This is a genomic window from Paenibacillus ottowii, from assembly GCF_006874425.1.
In the GTDB taxonomy this organism is placed as follows: domain Bacteria; phylum Bacillota; class Bacilli; order Paenibacillales; family Paenibacillaceae; genus Paenibacillus; species Paenibacillus ottowii.
This window is the reverse complement of sequence record NZ_VIJZ01000003.1, coordinates 199,026-214,815: the sequence shown is the minus strand read 5'-3', so window position 1 is coordinate 214,815 and position 15,790 is coordinate 199,026. Positions and strand designations below refer to the sequence as shown.

The 15,790-nt window shown below is 47.3% G+C and carries 17 protein-coding genes and 1 pseudogene; 9 read left to right on the top strand and 9 right to left on the bottom strand.

From position 1 onward, the window contains the following. Positions 1-141: 141 nt before the first annotated feature. Entirely contained in the window at positions 142-1,365 is a 1,224-nt protein-coding gene (locus tag FKV70_RS07935) for an MFS transporter (protein WP_142612465.1), read from the bottom strand. A 375-nt stretch (positions 1,366-1,740) separates the two neighbouring features. Here FKV70_RS07935 and mobA point away from each other — a divergent pair, with 375 nt between their 5' ends. Both mobA and FKV70_RS07925 read left to right on the top strand, forming a co-directional pair. Beyond that, a complete protein-coding gene (gene mobA / locus FKV70_RS07930) occupies positions 1,741-2,493 on the top strand; it encodes a molybdenum cofactor guanylyltransferase (RefSeq protein ID WP_208738398.1) in 753 nt (250 codons plus the stop codon). A 23-nt stretch (positions 2,494-2,516) separates the two neighbouring features. Further along, entirely contained in the window at positions 2,517-3,131 is a 615-nt protein-coding gene (locus tag FKV70_RS07925; RefSeq protein WP_142612464.1) for a LysE/ArgO family amino acid transporter, read from the top strand. Positions 3,132-3,142: 11 nt separating this feature from the next. On the opposite strand, the gene FKV70_RS07920 is transcribed toward FKV70_RS07925, so the two are convergent. From FKV70_RS07920 to FKV70_RS07895, 6 genes and pseudogenes are all read right to left on the bottom strand, one after another. After that, positions 3,143-3,607, bottom strand: a complete 465-nt coding sequence (locus FKV70_RS07920) for a DUF3592 domain-containing protein (protein ID WP_142612463.1) — start codon at positions 3,605-3,607, stop codon at positions 3,143-3,145. Positions 3,608-3,725: 118 nt separating this feature from the next. Next, a pseudogene (locus FKV70_RS26500) lies at positions 3,726-3,878 on the bottom strand (VOC family protein); the annotation flags it as partial. Between the two features lie 124 nt (positions 3,879-4,002). Further along, positions 4,003-4,935: a 1-phosphofructokinase family hexose kinase gene (locus tag FKV70_RS07910; RefSeq protein WP_142612462.1), complete on the bottom strand. Its 933-nt coding sequence runs from the start codon at positions 4,933-4,935 to the stop codon at positions 4,003-4,005. A gap of 14 nt (positions 4,936-4,949) precedes the next feature. Beyond that, positions 4,950-5,264 (bottom strand): DMT family transporter, encoded by a 315-nt coding sequence (locus FKV70_RS07905; RefSeq protein WP_063213836.1) that lies wholly within the window; start codon positions 5,262-5,264, stop codon positions 4,950-4,952. Beyond that, positions 5,265-5,606, bottom strand: a complete 342-nt coding sequence (locus FKV70_RS07900; protein WP_063213837.1) for a DMT family transporter — start codon at positions 5,604-5,606, stop codon at positions 5,265-5,267. 22 nt (positions 5,607-5,628) lie between these two features. After that, positions 5,629-6,246: a TetR/AcrR family transcriptional regulator gene (locus FKV70_RS07895; RefSeq protein WP_063213838.1), complete on the bottom strand. Its 618-nt coding sequence runs from the start codon at positions 6,244-6,246 to the stop codon at positions 5,629-5,631. Between the two features lie 196 nt (positions 6,247-6,442). On the opposite strand from FKV70_RS07895, the gene cls reads away from it, so the two are divergent. Further along, on the top strand, positions 6,443-7,954 hold the full coding sequence (cls, locus tag FKV70_RS07890) for a cardiolipin synthase (protein ID WP_142612461.1): 1,512 nt from the start codon (positions 6,443-6,445) through the stop codon (positions 7,952-7,954). 35 nt (positions 7,955-7,989) lie between these two features. On the opposite strand, the gene FKV70_RS07885 is transcribed toward cls, so the two are convergent. Then, entirely contained in the window at positions 7,990-9,486 is a 1,497-nt protein-coding gene (locus FKV70_RS07885) for a phospholipase D family protein (RefSeq protein ID WP_142612460.1), read from the bottom strand. Positions 9,487-9,720: 234 nt separating this feature from the next. On the opposite strand from FKV70_RS07885, the gene FKV70_RS07880 reads away from it, so the two are divergent. The 6 genes from FKV70_RS07880 to ychF all read left to right on the top strand — a co-directional run bounded on the left by FKV70_RS07880 (position 9,721) and on the right by ychF (position 14,550). After that, positions 9,721-10,146, top strand: a complete 426-nt coding sequence (locus tag FKV70_RS07880) for a DMT family transporter (protein ID WP_142612459.1) — start codon at positions 9,721-9,723, stop codon at positions 10,144-10,146. A 57-nt stretch (positions 10,147-10,203) separates the two neighbouring features. Beyond that, a complete protein-coding gene (locus FKV70_RS07875) occupies positions 10,204-10,908 on the top strand; it encodes a Crp/Fnr family transcriptional regulator (RefSeq protein WP_142612458.1) in 705 nt (234 codons plus the stop codon). A 57-nt stretch (positions 10,909-10,965) separates the two neighbouring features. Beyond that, complete coding sequence (locus FKV70_RS07870) at positions 10,966-11,457, top strand: DMT family transporter (protein ID WP_142612457.1); 492 nt, start codon at positions 10,966-10,968, stop codon at positions 11,455-11,457. A gap of 252 nt (positions 11,458-11,709) precedes the next feature. Continuing rightward, complete coding sequence (fni, locus tag FKV70_RS07865; RefSeq protein WP_142612456.1) at positions 11,710-12,810, top strand: type 2 isopentenyl-diphosphate Delta-isomerase; 1,101 nt, start codon at positions 11,710-11,712, stop codon at positions 12,808-12,810. Continuing rightward, entirely contained in the window at positions 12,807-13,298 is a 492-nt protein-coding gene (locus FKV70_RS07860) for a GNAT family N-acetyltransferase (protein ID WP_142612455.1), read from the top strand. The genes fni and FKV70_RS07860 overlap by 4 nt, the downstream gene beginning before the upstream one ends. 151 nt (positions 13,299-13,449) lie before the next feature. Continuing rightward, the gene (gene ychF / locus FKV70_RS07855; protein ID WP_064797779.1) at positions 13,450-14,550 is read left to right on the top strand and encodes a redox-regulated ATPase YchF; all 1,101 of its coding nucleotides are present in this window, start codon (positions 13,450-13,452) and stop codon (positions 14,548-14,550) included. A 43-nt stretch (positions 14,551-14,593) separates the two neighbouring features. Here the strand turns inward: ychF and FKV70_RS07850 are convergent, their stop codons facing one another. Beyond that, a complete protein-coding gene (locus tag FKV70_RS07850; protein ID WP_142612454.1) occupies positions 14,594-15,550 on the bottom strand; it encodes an IS30 family transposase in 957 nt (318 codons plus the stop codon). Positions 15,551-15,790: the final 240 nt, after the last annotated feature.

Below are 15,790 nucleotides of genomic sequence, written 5' to 3'. Positions count from 1 at the left end.
CTCGGAAAGAACGGGACAAATGGTAGCTTCGTGCGACCAACTTGAAAAGGAGTCTGCCAACGGCAGACTCCTTTATTTTTTACGCATACATACGCGTTCTTCATGGTTCACCTGACCATTGACTTGAGACATTTATTGTCGTTATGGTGCTTCATCTATTGGTTTGTGCTCACCGCTATGTCCTGGCTGGTAACCGTTCTTGTACAGCATATACCACATGATAGCGAATCCCGCAGATCCCAGCAGGGCGAAGAAGACACCTGCATGGTACATCATTTCACCGCCGAAGTTCTGGAATAGCCAACCTCCTGCAAAACCTGCGACGATCCCGGATATGCCACTCCAGGTCAAGGTATATACGGCCTGTCCGGATGATCGGTATGCTGCAGGCGTGAACAGGACAGTCAACTGGGTGCCTACATAGAAATATCCACCGAAGGTGACGCAATGAAGTGCTTGAATGAACACGATCTGAATCGGGTCTGTGGCCTGAGCCATTAGTTCCCAACGTAAGGCGAACAGCAGACTGACGAGTGCCAAACAGCCGACCATCACGGTCATTTTTTTTCTCAAGAAGCGATCAAACAGCAAAAAGACAATAATTTCGAATACCGATGACATAAAAACGGCAAAACCAAGCATCAGCTTAGACCCGCCCAGTTCGGTGATATACAGGGACATAAAGGCGCTGTTGATTGAATTAGGGATAGATACGAGAATACCCAATAATATGAAGGATATAAAGTATCCGTTTAATAAAATACTGCCAAAGCCACGTAAATGAATGGTGGCCGTCTCCACAGTGCTTTTCAGTGGCGGAATTGCCAATGTACAGGCCAATGCAGCCAGAAGAAGTACTGTAAAGATAGTCGATATGCTGGATATTCCTGTGTGGTCCACCACTACGCCAGCAACGGCTGCAACCACAGCCCAACCGAAGGAACCCCATATTCGGAAAGCACCAAATTTCCGGTCTGTGCCCTCAATATAACTGAGAATCAGGGTGTTGCTTTGGGCGAATAACGGACTCTGGAAAAAATAAAAGCCAATCATCGACACATAAATCATGACATACGTGTGAACATGAAATAAAGCTTGCAGCAGTAACAATGTACCTATAATCATAATTAATAGAATACGCCGGAGGTTTCGGCTGCGGTCGCTTGTATATCCCCAAAAAGGATTCGCGAATACGGATACAAAAGGCCCGATGGCCATCAGACTCCCGATTTCCAGCTTGTCCATGCCGATATCTTGCAAATACAATGGGAAGAAGCTGGAGAAAATGACCATAGCTCCGTATAGAAAAAAGTTATATAGCTTTAGGGAATATAGGGGAGTCTCCTGAATTTCTCTCTTTTGCAAGACAAGCCATTCCTTTCTTAGCCCGATAGAGAACTACGCACGGATGCCGATCTGTGAGCGGTTCTTTATTCCAATGTATCATGTGTTGAAAGGGTTAACAAACCAATAAAATTACAATTATGTAATAATTATTTGATTATACTAGTTTGATATTGATTTAAATGAATTAATAATTACTGCTTTATATTGTTAGCTTTAATTTTTGTAGTTCTAAAACGCGATATACAGATGAATTGTCGCATTGGAGTCCATATATGGTTAGTTCACACAGATGTTTTGCGGGTTACAAAGTTTTTATGCTTTATAATAAATGCTATTATTAGAGCTACCGCTGTTTCATGATCGTTTTTTAGGAAAAAAGGAGGTGCGATGGTGATGGTGGAGGTGACCGGAATTATCGTGGCAGGTGGACGTTCTAGCAGAATGGGCCAGAACAAAGCACTGCTCCAGTTCGAAGGAGTTACGATACTGGAGAGAATCGCTGCTGTGCTAGGAAAAGTTGCGAGGCGAGTTATTGTGGTAACGCGGGATACACAACAATATAGAGAACTTGGGCTGGAAACGACGGCAGATCTATATCCCGGTTTGGGGCCTTTGAGCGGTATCCATGCAGGACTTTCTGCTTCCAAAACGGAATGGGGGATCGTCGTAGCCTGCGATATGCCCTTTGTGCAGCCAGAGATATTGCAGGCTTTACTTTCTCACGCAACGAACTGGACAGCTGCACAAAAGGTAGCGAGTGAACAAAAACATGCGCAAAGAGAACAGGTACCGTTTTATGAAAATGACCTATTTCCTCAGTCAACACAGCCAGCATTACAGGCGGTGATTGCATCTGTGGATGGACGTATACATCCGTTGCTGGGAGTATATCATCGAAGTGTACTGCCGTCTGCGGAGCAATGTTTACGGAGTGGAAGCCTGCGTCTGATCGACTGGCTGAATTCCTTGAACGTTCATTATGAGAGAGCTGGTGAATGGCCGGGGGCGAGCCTAGACATGTGGAAGCAAGCTGTGTTCAACATGAACTATCCACAAGACTACCAGCTTATCGTGAAACAATTGGAGTGTACAGAAGACGTATCGAGACAGAAAGGAATAGTGGAAGATGAGAGAGAGGATATGTGATGATTCTTGGGGGAGTACATAACATGCTAGAAGCTATTATTCATGCCGTTTTGTTGGCATTGGGGTTGATTCTGCCTTTAGGGGTACAAAATGTGTTTGTGTTTAATCAGGGGGCGTCCCAGTCGCGGTTTCGCAATGCACTGCCTGCTGTCATTACAGCAGGTGTTTGTGACACCATCCTGATTACGCTTGCCGTTGGGGGCGTATCCCTCATTTTGCAGCAATTTTTATGGCTCACGAATGTGCTTTATGCAGCAGGCTGTTTGTTTTTACTGTATATGGCCTGGACTCTTTGGAACTCGCAGGCTGCTTCCTCGGGAGAAAGTCAGCCGATGCTGCCAAAACGCCAGATGGTTTTTGCTGCCTCGGTATCGCTACTGAATCCACATGCCATACTCGACACAGTTGGTGTAATTGGAACCAGCTCCCTGCAATATAATGGCGTGGAACGCTGGGCCTTCGGTCTGGCCGCTGTGTCCGTATCGTGGATATGGTTTGTGGGTCTGGCAACGGCAGGGCGGCTTGTAGGACGCATGGATTCAGAAGGAAATTTTGGTACTGTGCTCAACAAAATATCAGCACTGATTATTTTGGGGCTGGCCATTTATATGGCCATAAATTTTATGAACAGTATGTGATCCGGACCTTGTTAGAAGAAAAATTTTAATATCGTCAATACCCCGCTCAAAGCAAAGGGGACACCGATCAAAAACAACATAAAGGCCAGACAGCCTGCACCATTGACACCGCCAGCAATTCGGGCGTCCCGAGGGTTGGCCGGATTGTATAGTACCTTAATCTTGCTGCCAACCCGGTTGAGGCTGAGATTGGTACTATAAGGATTCCAGAATTCCACGGCTTCACCTGAAGCTGTATAGAAGCGTACCTTTAATCGGCGGGTGTAGCTGGTATCTACCGGATCGTCACGGTCAAAAGGAACGACATCTACGTCTACTTCGATATGAGCATCTACGATTTGCCCTTTGGTACGGACCCAGTGGCGTTTACGATAACGATGGCGACGAATCGTTTTAAATCCAAAATAGATGAACAGCAGACCGATCAAACTGAACAACGGCATGAGCAGATCGGAGCTAAAATGAAACCAATACACATTAAAATCAATTGAAATGATAATCTACTCCTTTAACCAAGCGATAATCAATATATCGGATATACTTAGGAATAGTTTAATTTTTCCAAGGGGATTTAGGTCATAATAGCTACGTGAGCTACTTTTTTTTCGATAGGGACATATCAAAATCAACATCCTCGATAAATTCAATAATCTCACCATTAGGGCTGTGGACTAAGGCGTTTGTTACAACCAAAGGGGGTTCACCAAGTGTAAGCTGATTGGGTTCCACAAAGGTTCTTGCTCCGTGGGCAAAATAGGATTTTGCTGTAAGTCAGCTGAGAAACGCATATTTGGAACATTCATTGGTTCGGAAAGCTATTATTTGTGACATTAAATTAGGTGAATGGTTGGATAAAAAAGGTGACGCTGAATTATAACAGCGCCACCTTAATTCCCTGCTCCAGACGCTCCACGTCCTGGAGCTCGATTTTGCCAGCCATGGCGTGCAGAGCCGCCGCCGTGCCGCAAGCTGCTCCCTGCCGTAGCATGGCAGGGAGATCCAGCCCCGCCACCGCGCCGCTAACCAGCCCGGCGACCATGGCGTCACCGCTGCCGAGCGCGCTGACAATGTCCGCGTCCGGCAGGCTTACGCGGTAGCGTGCATCGCGCGTTACCGCGAGTGCCCCGCGCGCGCCGAGCGAGATGACGGCCAGCTGCGCTCCGGCTTCCAGCAGCTGCGAGGCCGCCGCTTCAGCGGCATCCGGGCGCGCGGCGTCGATTCCCGCGAAGCGGGCAGCCTCGTCCTCGTTAGGCTTCACGAGGTCAGGCTTTCCGCGCAGGCCCAAGCGCAGCGCCTCACCGCTCGCGTCCAGCGCCACCCGCGCGCCGTGCTCCTTCGCCAGCGTGCACAGCTCGGCGTACAGATCGGGCGGGCAGTCGGGTGGCAGGCTGCCGGAGAGAACGACCCAAGCCGAATCCTCGGCAAGGGTCGCAATTTTGCGCCGCAGCGCGGCTAGTTCAAGCGGACCAACGGTCGGGCCGCTCTCAATCAGCTCGGTCTGCGTGCGGGCTGCCGGGTCGAGCACGGTAATGGCGAGACGGGTTTCCCCGTGTGCCGTTTCGATGAAATCGGCGCTTACGCCTTCCGCGCTCAACCCGTCGATGAGCAGCCGCCCCGTGTGCCCGGCTACAAACCCGGTCGCTCGCACAGGCTGACCTAGCGTGCGAATGACACGAGCGGCATTTACGCCCTTGCCGCCAGGCACTGTCAGGCCACCTTCAATGCGGTGGACGGCATTCAGTCCAAAGCCTGCAACCGTGTAGATTTTATCCACGGCTGCGTTAAGCGTTACGGTGGTAATCACAAGGCATCACTCCTTTAAGAAATCAGCTTTAAGCCCAGTGCTGCGGCCAGAATCATGGCGATGAATAAAACACGCAGTACGCTTTTTTGCTCACCGTACAAGAACATGCCTGTAACTGTACTACCGACCGTCCCGATGCCTGTCCATACGGCATAGGAGGTTCCCATGGGCAAACTTTTCATGGCGTAGCTGAGCAGAGAAAAGCTAAGAATAAAGGATAGGATCATAAGTGCCAAAGCCTTCCACCCTTTGCCGACCGTAACTCCCTTCATGCCGATGACTCCAAGCACTTCCGAACATCCCGCAATAACCAGTGCAATCCAAGCCATTTAGGCACCACTCCCTTCCTGAGCATCACGATCGGTAACTAACTTCAAGCCGATCACACCTGCTAGCAAAAGGGCGATTAACAGCGTTTTGGACCATTGAAACGGTTCCCCGAATAGCAGCATTTCGCCTACGACGGTTCCCCCTGTGCCCAGTCCGGTAAATACAGCATACACCGTGCCTACAGGCAGGCGTTTTGCAGCCTTCATGATTAAATAAAAGCTGGCCAACACAGCCAGCACAGTTACAGCCCAGGTGAGTACAGAATCTGCATGCTTCAAACCTGATACCCATACGACCTCAATCAGGCCTCCAACAAAAACGTAAATCCAACTGCGATTCATGATGAATGTTCTCCTTGATTTACTATATTTTACAATTCAGACTGCTTGAGCCTTCATGAGATGAAGTTAACGTAATCCCACGCCAAAAAATAGGCCATGCCGCGTTTAACCTTCGGTGGTAGTTGGTACTTCCGCTGTACAGCAGCTCTACTATAATTCCATCCACCAATGTCATGTAGGCTAAAGCCATATCCGCTGGTTTCATATGTGCAAAAGGTTCCCGATCCCGTGCATTTCGGAGGCGACGAGTTAATTTTCGCTCCATTTTATCGAGAAAGGGATTCACAATATTCAGTACCTCGTTATATAAAGATACAGGTGGAAAGAAGGAAAAACGAAGCATAAACTTGGCTGAGTTATTGCTCTCATATTCCTGCTCCATCCAGAAGAGGAAGTCATGCAGTGTATGCTCCAGCGATTGTTCTTTGCGTTCCGTAAAGTATTGAAAAATACGTAAATTCTGCTCTTGAAACGCATACCTTGCCACCTGCAAAAACAGATCCTCCTTACCCTGAAAGTGCGCATATATAGACGGTTTTCGGATTCCAACCTCGGCGGCAATACTGCTCAAGGATGCTCCCTCATACCCATTGGCGGCAAATTGGAAAAGAGCGGCCTTTCGAATCTCTTCCATCCCCAATATTATCACCTACCTAACGTTCGTTAGTTTATTTTTGCATGAAAAAAAGTAAGTGTCAACACCAAGACATTTCGTTATGTGCTGTGCACTTTTTTAATCAACATTTAAATAAATAAGTGGGAAGAAATAAGGGGCTCATGTACAATATAATGAAGAATACCTGTTTAAATGCAGTCCACTGGAAGTGAGGTTAGTTATGAGGCGGAGCTTACTGGCCGTATTGATTGCGGTTCTGGTGTTTATTATTTATTATTTTGGCTTGTTTAATTACATCGGCAAAAATGAAGGAACTGTCATCAGTATTTTCTCTACTCTGACGGTTATTTCCATAAGTCTGATTATTTTTTCGGAGAATCGTAATCCTTCCACTACTATGTCCTGGATTTTGTTGCTGGCGTTGCTGCCAGTTGTTGGACTTCCTCTTTACTTTTTGTTTGGGCAAAATGTATTCAAGCGTCGTAAGTATGACAAAAAGGCATTGCGTGACCAACAGGCGTACGAGCGTATCGAAAAGGATGCTTTGCGGGTCAAGCGAGATCTGACCTGCTTTACAGATGAGCAGCAGCAGTTGATGCGTCTGGCCCGGAGATTGGCCCGCTCCCCGATTTATTTTGCGACAGAAACTAAAATTCTGAATAATGGAGATGAAACTTTCTCCACGCTGCTGGAAGAACTGCGCAAGGCGCAGCATCATATCCATATGGAATATTACATTTTCCGGTCGGATGATATCGGTACCAGCATTCAGAAAATTTTGATCGAAAAGGCTAAAGCGGGTGTTAAGGTTCGATTTATGTACGATGCGGTCGGTAGTATTCAGTTATCGAAAGCATTTTTGAAGGAAATGAAAGATGCAGGAGTAGAGGTTGTCGCATACGGCGGCGCCCGGATCTTGTTCTTCTCCAGCCGGGTAAACTACCGTAATCACCGTAAAATTGTAGTTATCGACGGTAATATCGGGTTAATCGGTGGCCTAAATGTAGGAGATGAGTATCTCAGCCGCAACAAAGCCTACGGCTTCTGGCGTGACACGCATATGATTGTGAAGGGCGAAGCGGTGCGGACGTTGCAACTTATATTTTTACAGGATTGGCTTCATATGACGGGCGAATCCGTGCTGGATCGCGAATATCTGTCTCCCGATATTGAACCGATCACGGACGGCGGCGTACAGATTATTGCCAGCGGCCCGGATAATGAGCGGAGAGTGCTTAAAAATCTGTTTTTCTCCATGATCACATCTGCCCGAAAATCCGTCTGGATTGCCACTCCGTATTTTATCCCGGATGAAGATATCCTGACTGCTTTGCGCATGGCTGCTCTATCCGGATTGGACGTGCGTATTCTGTTTCCCGCAAAACCGGATAAATGGCTGCCTTTTCTCGCATCCCACTCGTACTTCCAATCGTTGCTTGAGGTTGGAGTCAAGGTATATGAATATGAAAAAGGGTTCCTTCACTCCAAGCTTCTCATTATTGACGGGGAGGTTGCGACTATTGGGACAGCCAATATGGATATGCGCAGCTTTCATTTGAATTTTGAAGTGAACGCTCTATTGATTCAAACCCACAGTGTGCAGCAGATGGTGAACGACTATGAGCGGGATTTGCACAATGCCAGCTTGATCGTACGCGAGGAATTCATGAAGAAGCGTCTGTTCAAACGTTTAATGGAATCGCTCGCTCGTCTGCTTTCACCGCTATTGTAGGCTTCAACGAATGGGCTACAGTCGTAATCTCCACGTTAAAATGTAGTAAAGCCTAAAATATCCTGGAGACGGTATATAATATCTTTCCAAAATGTTGAATGATCCTCGTAAGCTGCCAAATCCAGACTGTATTCAGCTCCCCGATTATTCCAAAGTTTATCAAAATAGGCCGCCACCTGTCGGGTCAGCTTGCTGTCCGCCGGAGCGGCCACCCACAATTCATTCTCCAAATTTAAATCATCCAAATTACGGGGGGTCAAATTTGTAGAGCCACCCCAAATCAAGTGCTCTCCTTGTGCCTTGGCAATATAAATCAGCTTGGTATGAAATTGCTCATCGGTAGTATGATACCAGCGAATTTGAATGTTTCCATTTGATTTATCGGACAACTCTTGGGCAACCGGACGATTAGGTATGCCTATTTTTTCTTGTCCAAACGCATTATCATTGGGGTCCAACAGCAATTGGATGTTTACACCGCGTGCCGAGGCATCCAGCAGACTATTCAATACTTTACGGTCAGCTAGATAAAACATGCCCATATGAATGCTGTCCCCTTGCTTCGTCTGCTTAATACCATTCAGAACGGAGGTATACACTTTGCCTTCCGTGAGATATTTGATCCGGTAGCTGTCCTTCCCTGACGGGACTAGGTGTGCTGTTTGAGGCGTATACGCAGGAAGTTGTCCTCCACCCGAGAAGTCCAATATCGCCTGCTCTGTTTGTAAAATATCTGCAATGATCGGTCCCTTTACCTCCAGGGCAATATTGGAATGATAGGCACTTGCGTCGTGAACATTGCCTGAAGAAATAAGCGCAGTTTGTTCGTTGGCAACCAATTTTCGGTGATTAGCCTTGACGTTTAACAGCTTTAAATAGGAGCGTGCCGTAACATCAGGTCCGTCACTGGCCATCAGATTGGGAATCCAGCCAGTGCCCTGCTGCCCGAACCATTGAAAAAAGGTACGCCACACGGCTGAATAGAGGGGCGTGGAGTCCCGCAACGGGTCTACATCAGTCTGCACGACCTGAATCCCTACTCGCTTCATATTCTCTAACAAAGGATTGGGAGCAGAGTTATAATTGGTATTGACTTCATCTGTAATGAAAAAGATAGGCATATCAGGATGGGCTTTCTTTTTAGCGATAAGATGATGGGCCATTTGTTCGCTGACTTCAGGGAAGTGCTGGCCTTTATGCTTATAATCGTTGAACAGAAACAGATCAATGACGATAAATTGCTGGGCGTCATCAATGATGCGTAGCATACGATTCAAAATTTGCCCTTCATGTTGTACACTGCTTCCATCCCCGGTTGGGTAGGTCAAATCCGTCCAAAAGTTTACCTCGTTCGTGGAATACTCCTGACTTTCATAAGAGACGAACGGAGGCAGTGGTTTATGAGTTTGATACAGCATGACGGCAATCAACCAGAGGATCAGCACCAGAATGGCGATTTTAAGAGCACGGCCCTTGTGCATGGATTTTTTATGAGATTCCGGCGCAGAAGGCAGCGGATTTTGTTTAGTCATATGACGATCAGCTCCTCAATTGTGTGCTGCATTCCGTTTTATCGTGTCCCAACATGAGGGTTATGATTAGATACTGTCTAATTTATTAACGCAAGTCTACCGAATTGAAGCGGCATGCTGAACGGAATGAAATGGAGAACGTTTTATTAATTGAGGACATATGTCCTTTATGGGCAGGCTGACCTATACTTAAATAGATAACAAAAGTCATTGATATGGGGAGAATAACGATTTATGAGAGGAATCTTGTTTGCTTTTCTAGGAGGCGCTTGTATTACGCTACAGGGGGTAGCGAATACATGGATTAGTCACGATATCGGGACATGGCAGGCGGCTACGGTTACTCAGCTCATAGGTTTTATTTTGGCAGCATTCGTTTGGATGTTTACAAAGGATGGCCGTGTGGCTGAAATGAAGCAGGTAAAGCCGATGTATCTTTGGGGCGGTGCTTTTGCGGCTATCATTATATTTAGTGAAGTCACAGCAATCCAACATATTGGAGTTACATTCACAATCTCGGCGCTGTTGATAGCTCAGTTATGTTTAACTTTTATGGTAGACATCAAGGGATGGTTTGGCATCGTGAAGCAAAAGATGAAGCTGCCACAATTTATAGGTATTGGTATGATGATCGCGGGTGTCATTATTTTGAAGCTTTAAAGTAGAACTTTATTACAGAAAAAGCTTAGGCCGTAGAAATTGAAGGTGAGCTAAGGAATGAGAGAAATACAGGATCAAGAGCAGCTGAAATATTTTTTGCAGCTGCATCAGTTAGAATCCGTACTCTACGAGCCGCTACATCCCCATTTGTCGCTGCACCGTTTGGAGCAAGGGGAAAAGCTCTGTTCGCAGGGGGATGCCATTGAACATCTGTATATTCTGGTGCAGGGCAAGGTTAAAATTTTTACCAACTCTACAGAAGGAAAGACGCTAATCCTTTGTTTTAAAACACCGATCGAGGTTATAGGCGATGTTGAATATATTCGTGGTAGTCATGTCATCAATACAGTAGAGGCCGTGTCGCCGATTTATGTGATTGGTGTCCATCATCAATGGATGAATAAGTACGGCAGAGATTATGCTCCATTACTACAGTTCCTATTGGATATTGTCACGCGAAAATTTTGCCTGGATTCTGATTTCTCCAGCTTCAACCTGATGTATCCGGTGGAAGTCAGGCTGGCGAGCTACCTGCTATCTGTTTCTTTTGACGAATCCAATTCTGACTTTCATGAGGAACTGCGGGTATCCAGTCTGGTAGATGTGGCAAATTTGATCGGAACCAGCTACAGGCACCTCAACCGTGTCATTCGCAAGATGATTGAAGAGGGATTGGTTGAACGGGCAAAAGGCTACATTGTCATTCGGGACAGAAAAGGTTTGAGTGAACTGGCGGGCCATAATATTTATGAATCGTTGTAATCATAGGGCATTGAATAAATGCGGAACAATAAAGGGACTATCAAGGGAGAGTTAAATATGTTATTAGGACTTATATTGGCAATTATTGCAGGTGCTTTGGTCAGTCTGCAAACGATATTCAATAATAAGGTGAATGAGCGGACAGGTTCGTGGGCCACCACGACATTGGTATTGGGAACGGGGTTCTTGGCTTCCTTGCTGGGGAGTCTTATTTTTGAAGGAAAAAATACATTTGTTTTACAGCATATGCAGCCATGGTACTGGTTCAGCGGCATGATTGGTGTCGGCGTTGTGTTCTGTCTGGTGCAAGGAATGAAGCGACTGGGTCCCACCTATGCAATCTCCATCGTATTGACGGCACAATTGGGTACCGCCCTGTTATGGGATTCTTTAGGGTGGCTGGGATTAGAAAAAATTCCGTTTACCTTAAATAAGTTGATCGGTGTAATCGTCATTATCGGCGGTATTCTAGTATTCAAGCTTGGTCAAGGACGTACTAAGGAACCGCAAGAAAATACTACACCTATACCTGATTCGATGAAGGGCTAAAGGAGGCAGAAAAGCAGCACCTCAAGCAGGTACTGCTTTTTCAATTCCATAGGCGAGAAAAAATGTTTACGGTCGTGTATATATTTTTTCATCCATGATACAATGAAAATATCTTAAAATAACTGCTTTAAGAGCCTGATATTTGAAATAGGAGACAATAAATAGATCGGTTACCGTGTTCGGGAACGGTCTTATTTGTGCTTCATGAATCTGGAACAAACAGAGTGATTGAGTGAGTGAGGTGAAACATAGATGAGTAATGCTGAAAATATAAAGGGATCACCTAACGACCCAGACAGATCCGGCTCTTTGTTGCCTGTTGCGCAGACAGGTGAACGGAAAATTGAGCATGTCCGTCTTTGTCTGCAAGAAGATGTGGCCGGACATGGGGTCACCAGCGGACTGGAGCGCTATGCTTTTAAGCACTGCGCTTTGCCTGAGCTGCATTTTGACGAGGTGCGTCTGGATACAACTTTTATGGGACGCGCTGTACGGACACCGCTGCTCATCAGTTCTATGACTGGCGGCAGCGCGGAGACAGGAGCGATTAATGAGCGATTGGCAGAGACCGCAGAAAGACGCGGCTGGGCGTTGGGCGTCGGCTCTGTACGAGCTGCGGTGGAAAAAGAGGAATTGGCTTCAACCTTTGCGGTCCGCCGTCTAGCGCCCAGCATCCCGATCCTTGCCAATCTGGGAGCAGTGCAGCTCAACTACGGATTTGGTGTGGACGATTGCCAACGTGCAGTGGAAATTGCCGGAGCGGATATGTTGGTGCTGCACTTGAACGGATTGCAGGAGATTTTCCAACCGGAAGGGAATTTGGATTTTAGCGGACTGCTTGATCGCATCAAAGAGTTGTGTCGTCGTCTTTCGGTGCCTGTAGGCGTGAAGGAAGTAGGCTGGGGCATAGATGGCGAGACGGCATCGAGATTGTACGATGCAGGCGCCGCTTTTATTGATGTGGCTGGTGCGGGCGGGACAAGCTGGAGCCAGGTGGAGAAATTTCGTAATCCTGATCCTGTACGCCGTGCAGCGGCGGAGGCATTTGCGGATTGGGGCAATTCGACCGCTGATTGTATCGTGGAGGTTAGAGCAGCTCAGCCTAATGGCACTCTGATCGGTAGCGGTGGACTAAAAAATGGTGTCGATGCTGCGAAGGTACTAGCTTTGGGCGCTGACATGGCAGGCTTTGGTCGCTCTTTGCTTGGCTCGGCGGTCGCCTCAAGCGAGGCGCTGGAAGCGCGATTGGAGCAAGTGGAGCTGGAATTGCTTACAGTCATGTTCGGCATCGGAGTAGCAGAGATTGAAGGTCTTAAAGATACGACCAGACTAAGAAGGAAGGTGAACGGATGAGTGGATTCATCAAGTTGGTTCCGATGAACGCCGAGCAATATGAACGCTTTGAGCAGCGCTCGCTCGCGGATTATGCGGAGGAGAAAATCCAGGCAGGCACGTGGACGGTGGAAGAGGCACCGGAACGGGCAAAGGAGAGCTTTGCAACATATTTGCCGCAAAGGCTAGATACGCCCCATGCTCACCTGTACATGCTTGAGTATTCAGCTAGTGCGGGTCAGGGCCCAGAGGAAGTGGGATATATCTGGTTCAATATTACAGAAGGTACGCAGGGCAAAGAGGCCTTTTTGCTGGATATTCTCGTTTACGATTCATATCAGGGACGAGGTCTGGGTACGTTGACGATGCAGGCGTTGGAACAAGAAGCTCGGAGGCTGGGTGCGGTTCGCATCGGTCTGCATGTATTCGGGCATAATGAGCGGGCTTTGCATGTATATCGCAAGTCGGGTTATCGGGTTACGGATATCCAGATGAGCAAGGAAATCTAAATAAATATCTAAATAGGGTATAGGGATGCAGCAAAATCCTAAATTCACAGTCATATGCTTGCCGCATGTATAGGTTCTCCTATATAATGTGGGTTGGTAAACTGACAGATGGTATAACGCATATTTTATATAAACGGGAGTTGTTCTGATTATGGCTTTAAAAGCGGGGATCGTGGGCTTGCCGAACGTGGGCAAATCAACACTGTTTAACGCAATAACGCAGGCGGGAGCGGAATCCGCAAACTATCCATTTTGTACAATTGACCCCAATGTAGGAGTTGTTGAAGTACCGGATGAGCGGCTGGATAAGCTGACTGAACTGGTAGTACCAAACAAAACGGTGCCAACGGCTTTTGAGTTTGTTGATATTGCTGGACTTGTACGAGGCGCCAGTAAAGGTGAGGGTTTGGGTAACAAATTTTTGGCTCATATTCGTGAAGTAGATGCCATTGTTCATGTGGTACGCTGCTTTGAAGATGAGAATATTACTCATGTGGACGGCAAAATTGACCCGATCAGCGACATTCAAACGATCAATTTGGAATTGATTCTGGCGGATATCGAAAGTGTAGACAAGCGCATTGAGCGTTCCCGCAAGAACATGAAGGGCGGTAACAAGCAGTACGCCCAAGAAGTTGAAGTGCTGGAGCGGATCAAGGAATCGCTGTATGCTGACAAGCCTGCACGTAGCGTAGAATTGACAGAAGATGAAAAGCTGATTATACGTGACCTTCATTTGCTCACGATGAAGCCTGTACTGTATGCGGCTAATGTCAGTGAAGATGGTGTAACGGAAGCGGACAGCAATCCATATGTGCAAAAGGTACGTGAATTTGCGATAGCGGAAAATGCTGAAGTGGTACCGATCAGCGCCAAAGTAGAGGCTGAAATTGCCGAACTGGAAGGCGAAGACAAGGCAATGTTCCTTGAGGAACTGGGGCTGGCTGAATCCGGTCTGAACCGTCTGATCAAAGCAGCTTACCGCTTGTTGGGGCTGTATACGTATTTTACAGCAGGTGTGCAGGAAGTGCGCGCATGGACGATTCACAAAGGAACCAAAGCACCTGGCGCTGCCGGCGTAATCCACTCGGATTTTGAACGCGGATTTATTCGCGCTGAGGTTGTATCCTATGATGATTTGGTTGCTGCTGGTTCTATGAACGGGGCCAAAGAACGTGGTCAGCTTCGTTTGGAAGGCAAGGAATATGTGGTGCAGGACGGAGACGTTATGCATTTCCGTTTTAATGTCTAGTATGCATTTCAGTGTATAGTACCAGTGTTTATATGACGGATTGTCAAGCTAAGTGCGACAGTTCCTCTGAAAAGGATTCGTGAGCGGTTCTCCAACCCAAGCATTTTCGTGGTCTATGGTTGATCAAGCGCAGAGCAGTCTCCAAGGCTTCATCCGTGATTTGCGCAAAATCTGTCCCCTTGGGAAAAAACTCTCGCAAGAGGCCATTGGCATTCTCATTCGAGCCGCGTTGCCAGGAAGAATACGGATCTGCGAAATATACCTGTAGGCCATGAGCTTCTTCCAAGCTGGCGTAACAGGCAAATTCCTTGCCACGATCTGCAGTAGCGGTTTGAAATGCACCGTCAGGGTACTGCGAGGCTACTACACCAAAAGCAATTTCCATGGACAAAGCTGTACGGTCAGGCATGGGAACGGCGGTGTACAGTCGGGTCTTGCGTTCGATGAATGTAGCTACGCAGCCCTTGCTTTTCCCACGGCCCGAGACGACCGTATCGAGCTCCCAATGACCGAAGGTTTTCCGGGAACGAACCTCTTTCGGACGCTGAGAGATGGTCTTACCCACAGCGAACTTGCCGCGTGTCTCTACAGGCTTCTGCCGTTTACCTTTGTGGCGTAGGACGGCAAGCACTCCTTTCACCAAACGGCCTGTATATAGCCAGCGATAGATGGTTTTAAAGCAGACCACAGGGTGTCCCTCTTGACGGAGTCGTTCTACGATCTGCTCGGGAGACCACGTGGCATGAAGCTTTTCTTCAATAAGGACCGACTGCTGTGGTGTCCATTTTCCGGCTGGGACGGAGGACTTACGTCGCTGGACATAGCTCTCCTGAGATCGCTCGGCACAATAGGGCTTCTGCGTTTCATTTCGACGGAGTTCTCGGCAAATGGTGGCATGATGCCTGCCCAATTCACTGGCAATGGTTCGAGCACTTTTCCCCTGCTGGTGGAGGATTTCTAGCTTGCTGCGCTCGATTATGCTAAGATGTGTGTAGCTCATGGTGGATTCTCCTTGTGTGAATGTGGTGTAGGAACCTTCATTCTACACGAATCCGGCCATGGGCCATTTTTTATTTATTTCCAGTAGGTGTCGCACTTCATATTACAATCCGTCATATATAAACATATTAGGTGAATGTATATGGGTTTCCTATATATATCAGTTACGTAGTCGCTGCCTGTCCCGGGCGGCGGCTTTTTATTTGACTCGCATTTTTTTCTTAGTTGGAAGCTTGTTATA

Excerpts from the sequence above, each read along its gene's own strand:
- FKV70_RS07885 (WP_142612460.1), bottom strand. The coding sequence starts at position 9,486 with ATGACTAAACAAAATCCGCTGCCTTCTGCGCCGGAATCTCATAAAAAA.
- FKV70_RS07870 (WP_142612457.1), top strand. The coding sequence starts at position 10,966 with ATGTTATTAGGACTTATATTGGCAATTATTGCAGGTGCTTTGGTCAGT.
- FKV70_RS07875 (WP_142612458.1), top strand. The coding sequence starts at position 10,204 with ATGAGAGAAATACAGGATCAAGAGCAGCTGAAATATTTTTTGCAGCTG.
- FKV70_RS07900 (WP_063213837.1), bottom strand. The coding sequence starts at position 5,606 with ATGAATCGCAGTTGGATTTACGTTTTTGTTGGAGGCCTGATTGAGGTC.
- fni (WP_142612456.1), top strand. The coding sequence starts at position 11,710 with ATGAGTAATGCTGAAAATATAAAGGGATCACCTAACGACCCAGACAGA.
- cls (WP_142612461.1), top strand. The coding sequence starts at position 6,443 with ATGAGGCGGAGCTTACTGGCCGTATTGATTGCGGTTCTGGTGTTTATT.
- ychF (WP_064797779.1), top strand. The coding sequence starts at position 13,450 with ATGGCTTTAAAAGCGGGGATCGTGGGCTTGCCGAACGTGGGCAAATCA.
- FKV70_RS07880 (WP_142612459.1), top strand. The coding sequence starts at position 9,721 with ATGAGAGGAATCTTGTTTGCTTTTCTAGGAGGCGCTTGTATTACGCTA.
- FKV70_RS07850 (WP_142612454.1), bottom strand. The coding sequence starts at position 15,550 with ATGAGCTACACACATCTTAGCATAATCGAGCGCAGCAAGCTAGAAATC.
- FKV70_RS07905 (WP_063213836.1), bottom strand. The coding sequence starts at position 5,264 with ATGGCTTGGATTGCACTGGTTATTGCGGGATGTTCGGAAGTGCTTGGA.
- mobA (WP_208738398.1), top strand. The coding sequence starts at position 1,741 with ATGGTGGAGGTGACCGGAATTATCGTGGCAGGTGGACGTTCTAGCAGA.
- FKV70_RS07860 (WP_142612455.1), top strand. The coding sequence starts at position 12,807 with ATGAGTGGATTCATCAAGTTGGTTCCGATGAACGCCGAGCAATATGAA.
- FKV70_RS07925 (WP_142612464.1), top strand. The coding sequence starts at position 2,517 with ATGCTAGAAGCTATTATTCATGCCGTTTTGTTGGCATTGGGGTTGATT.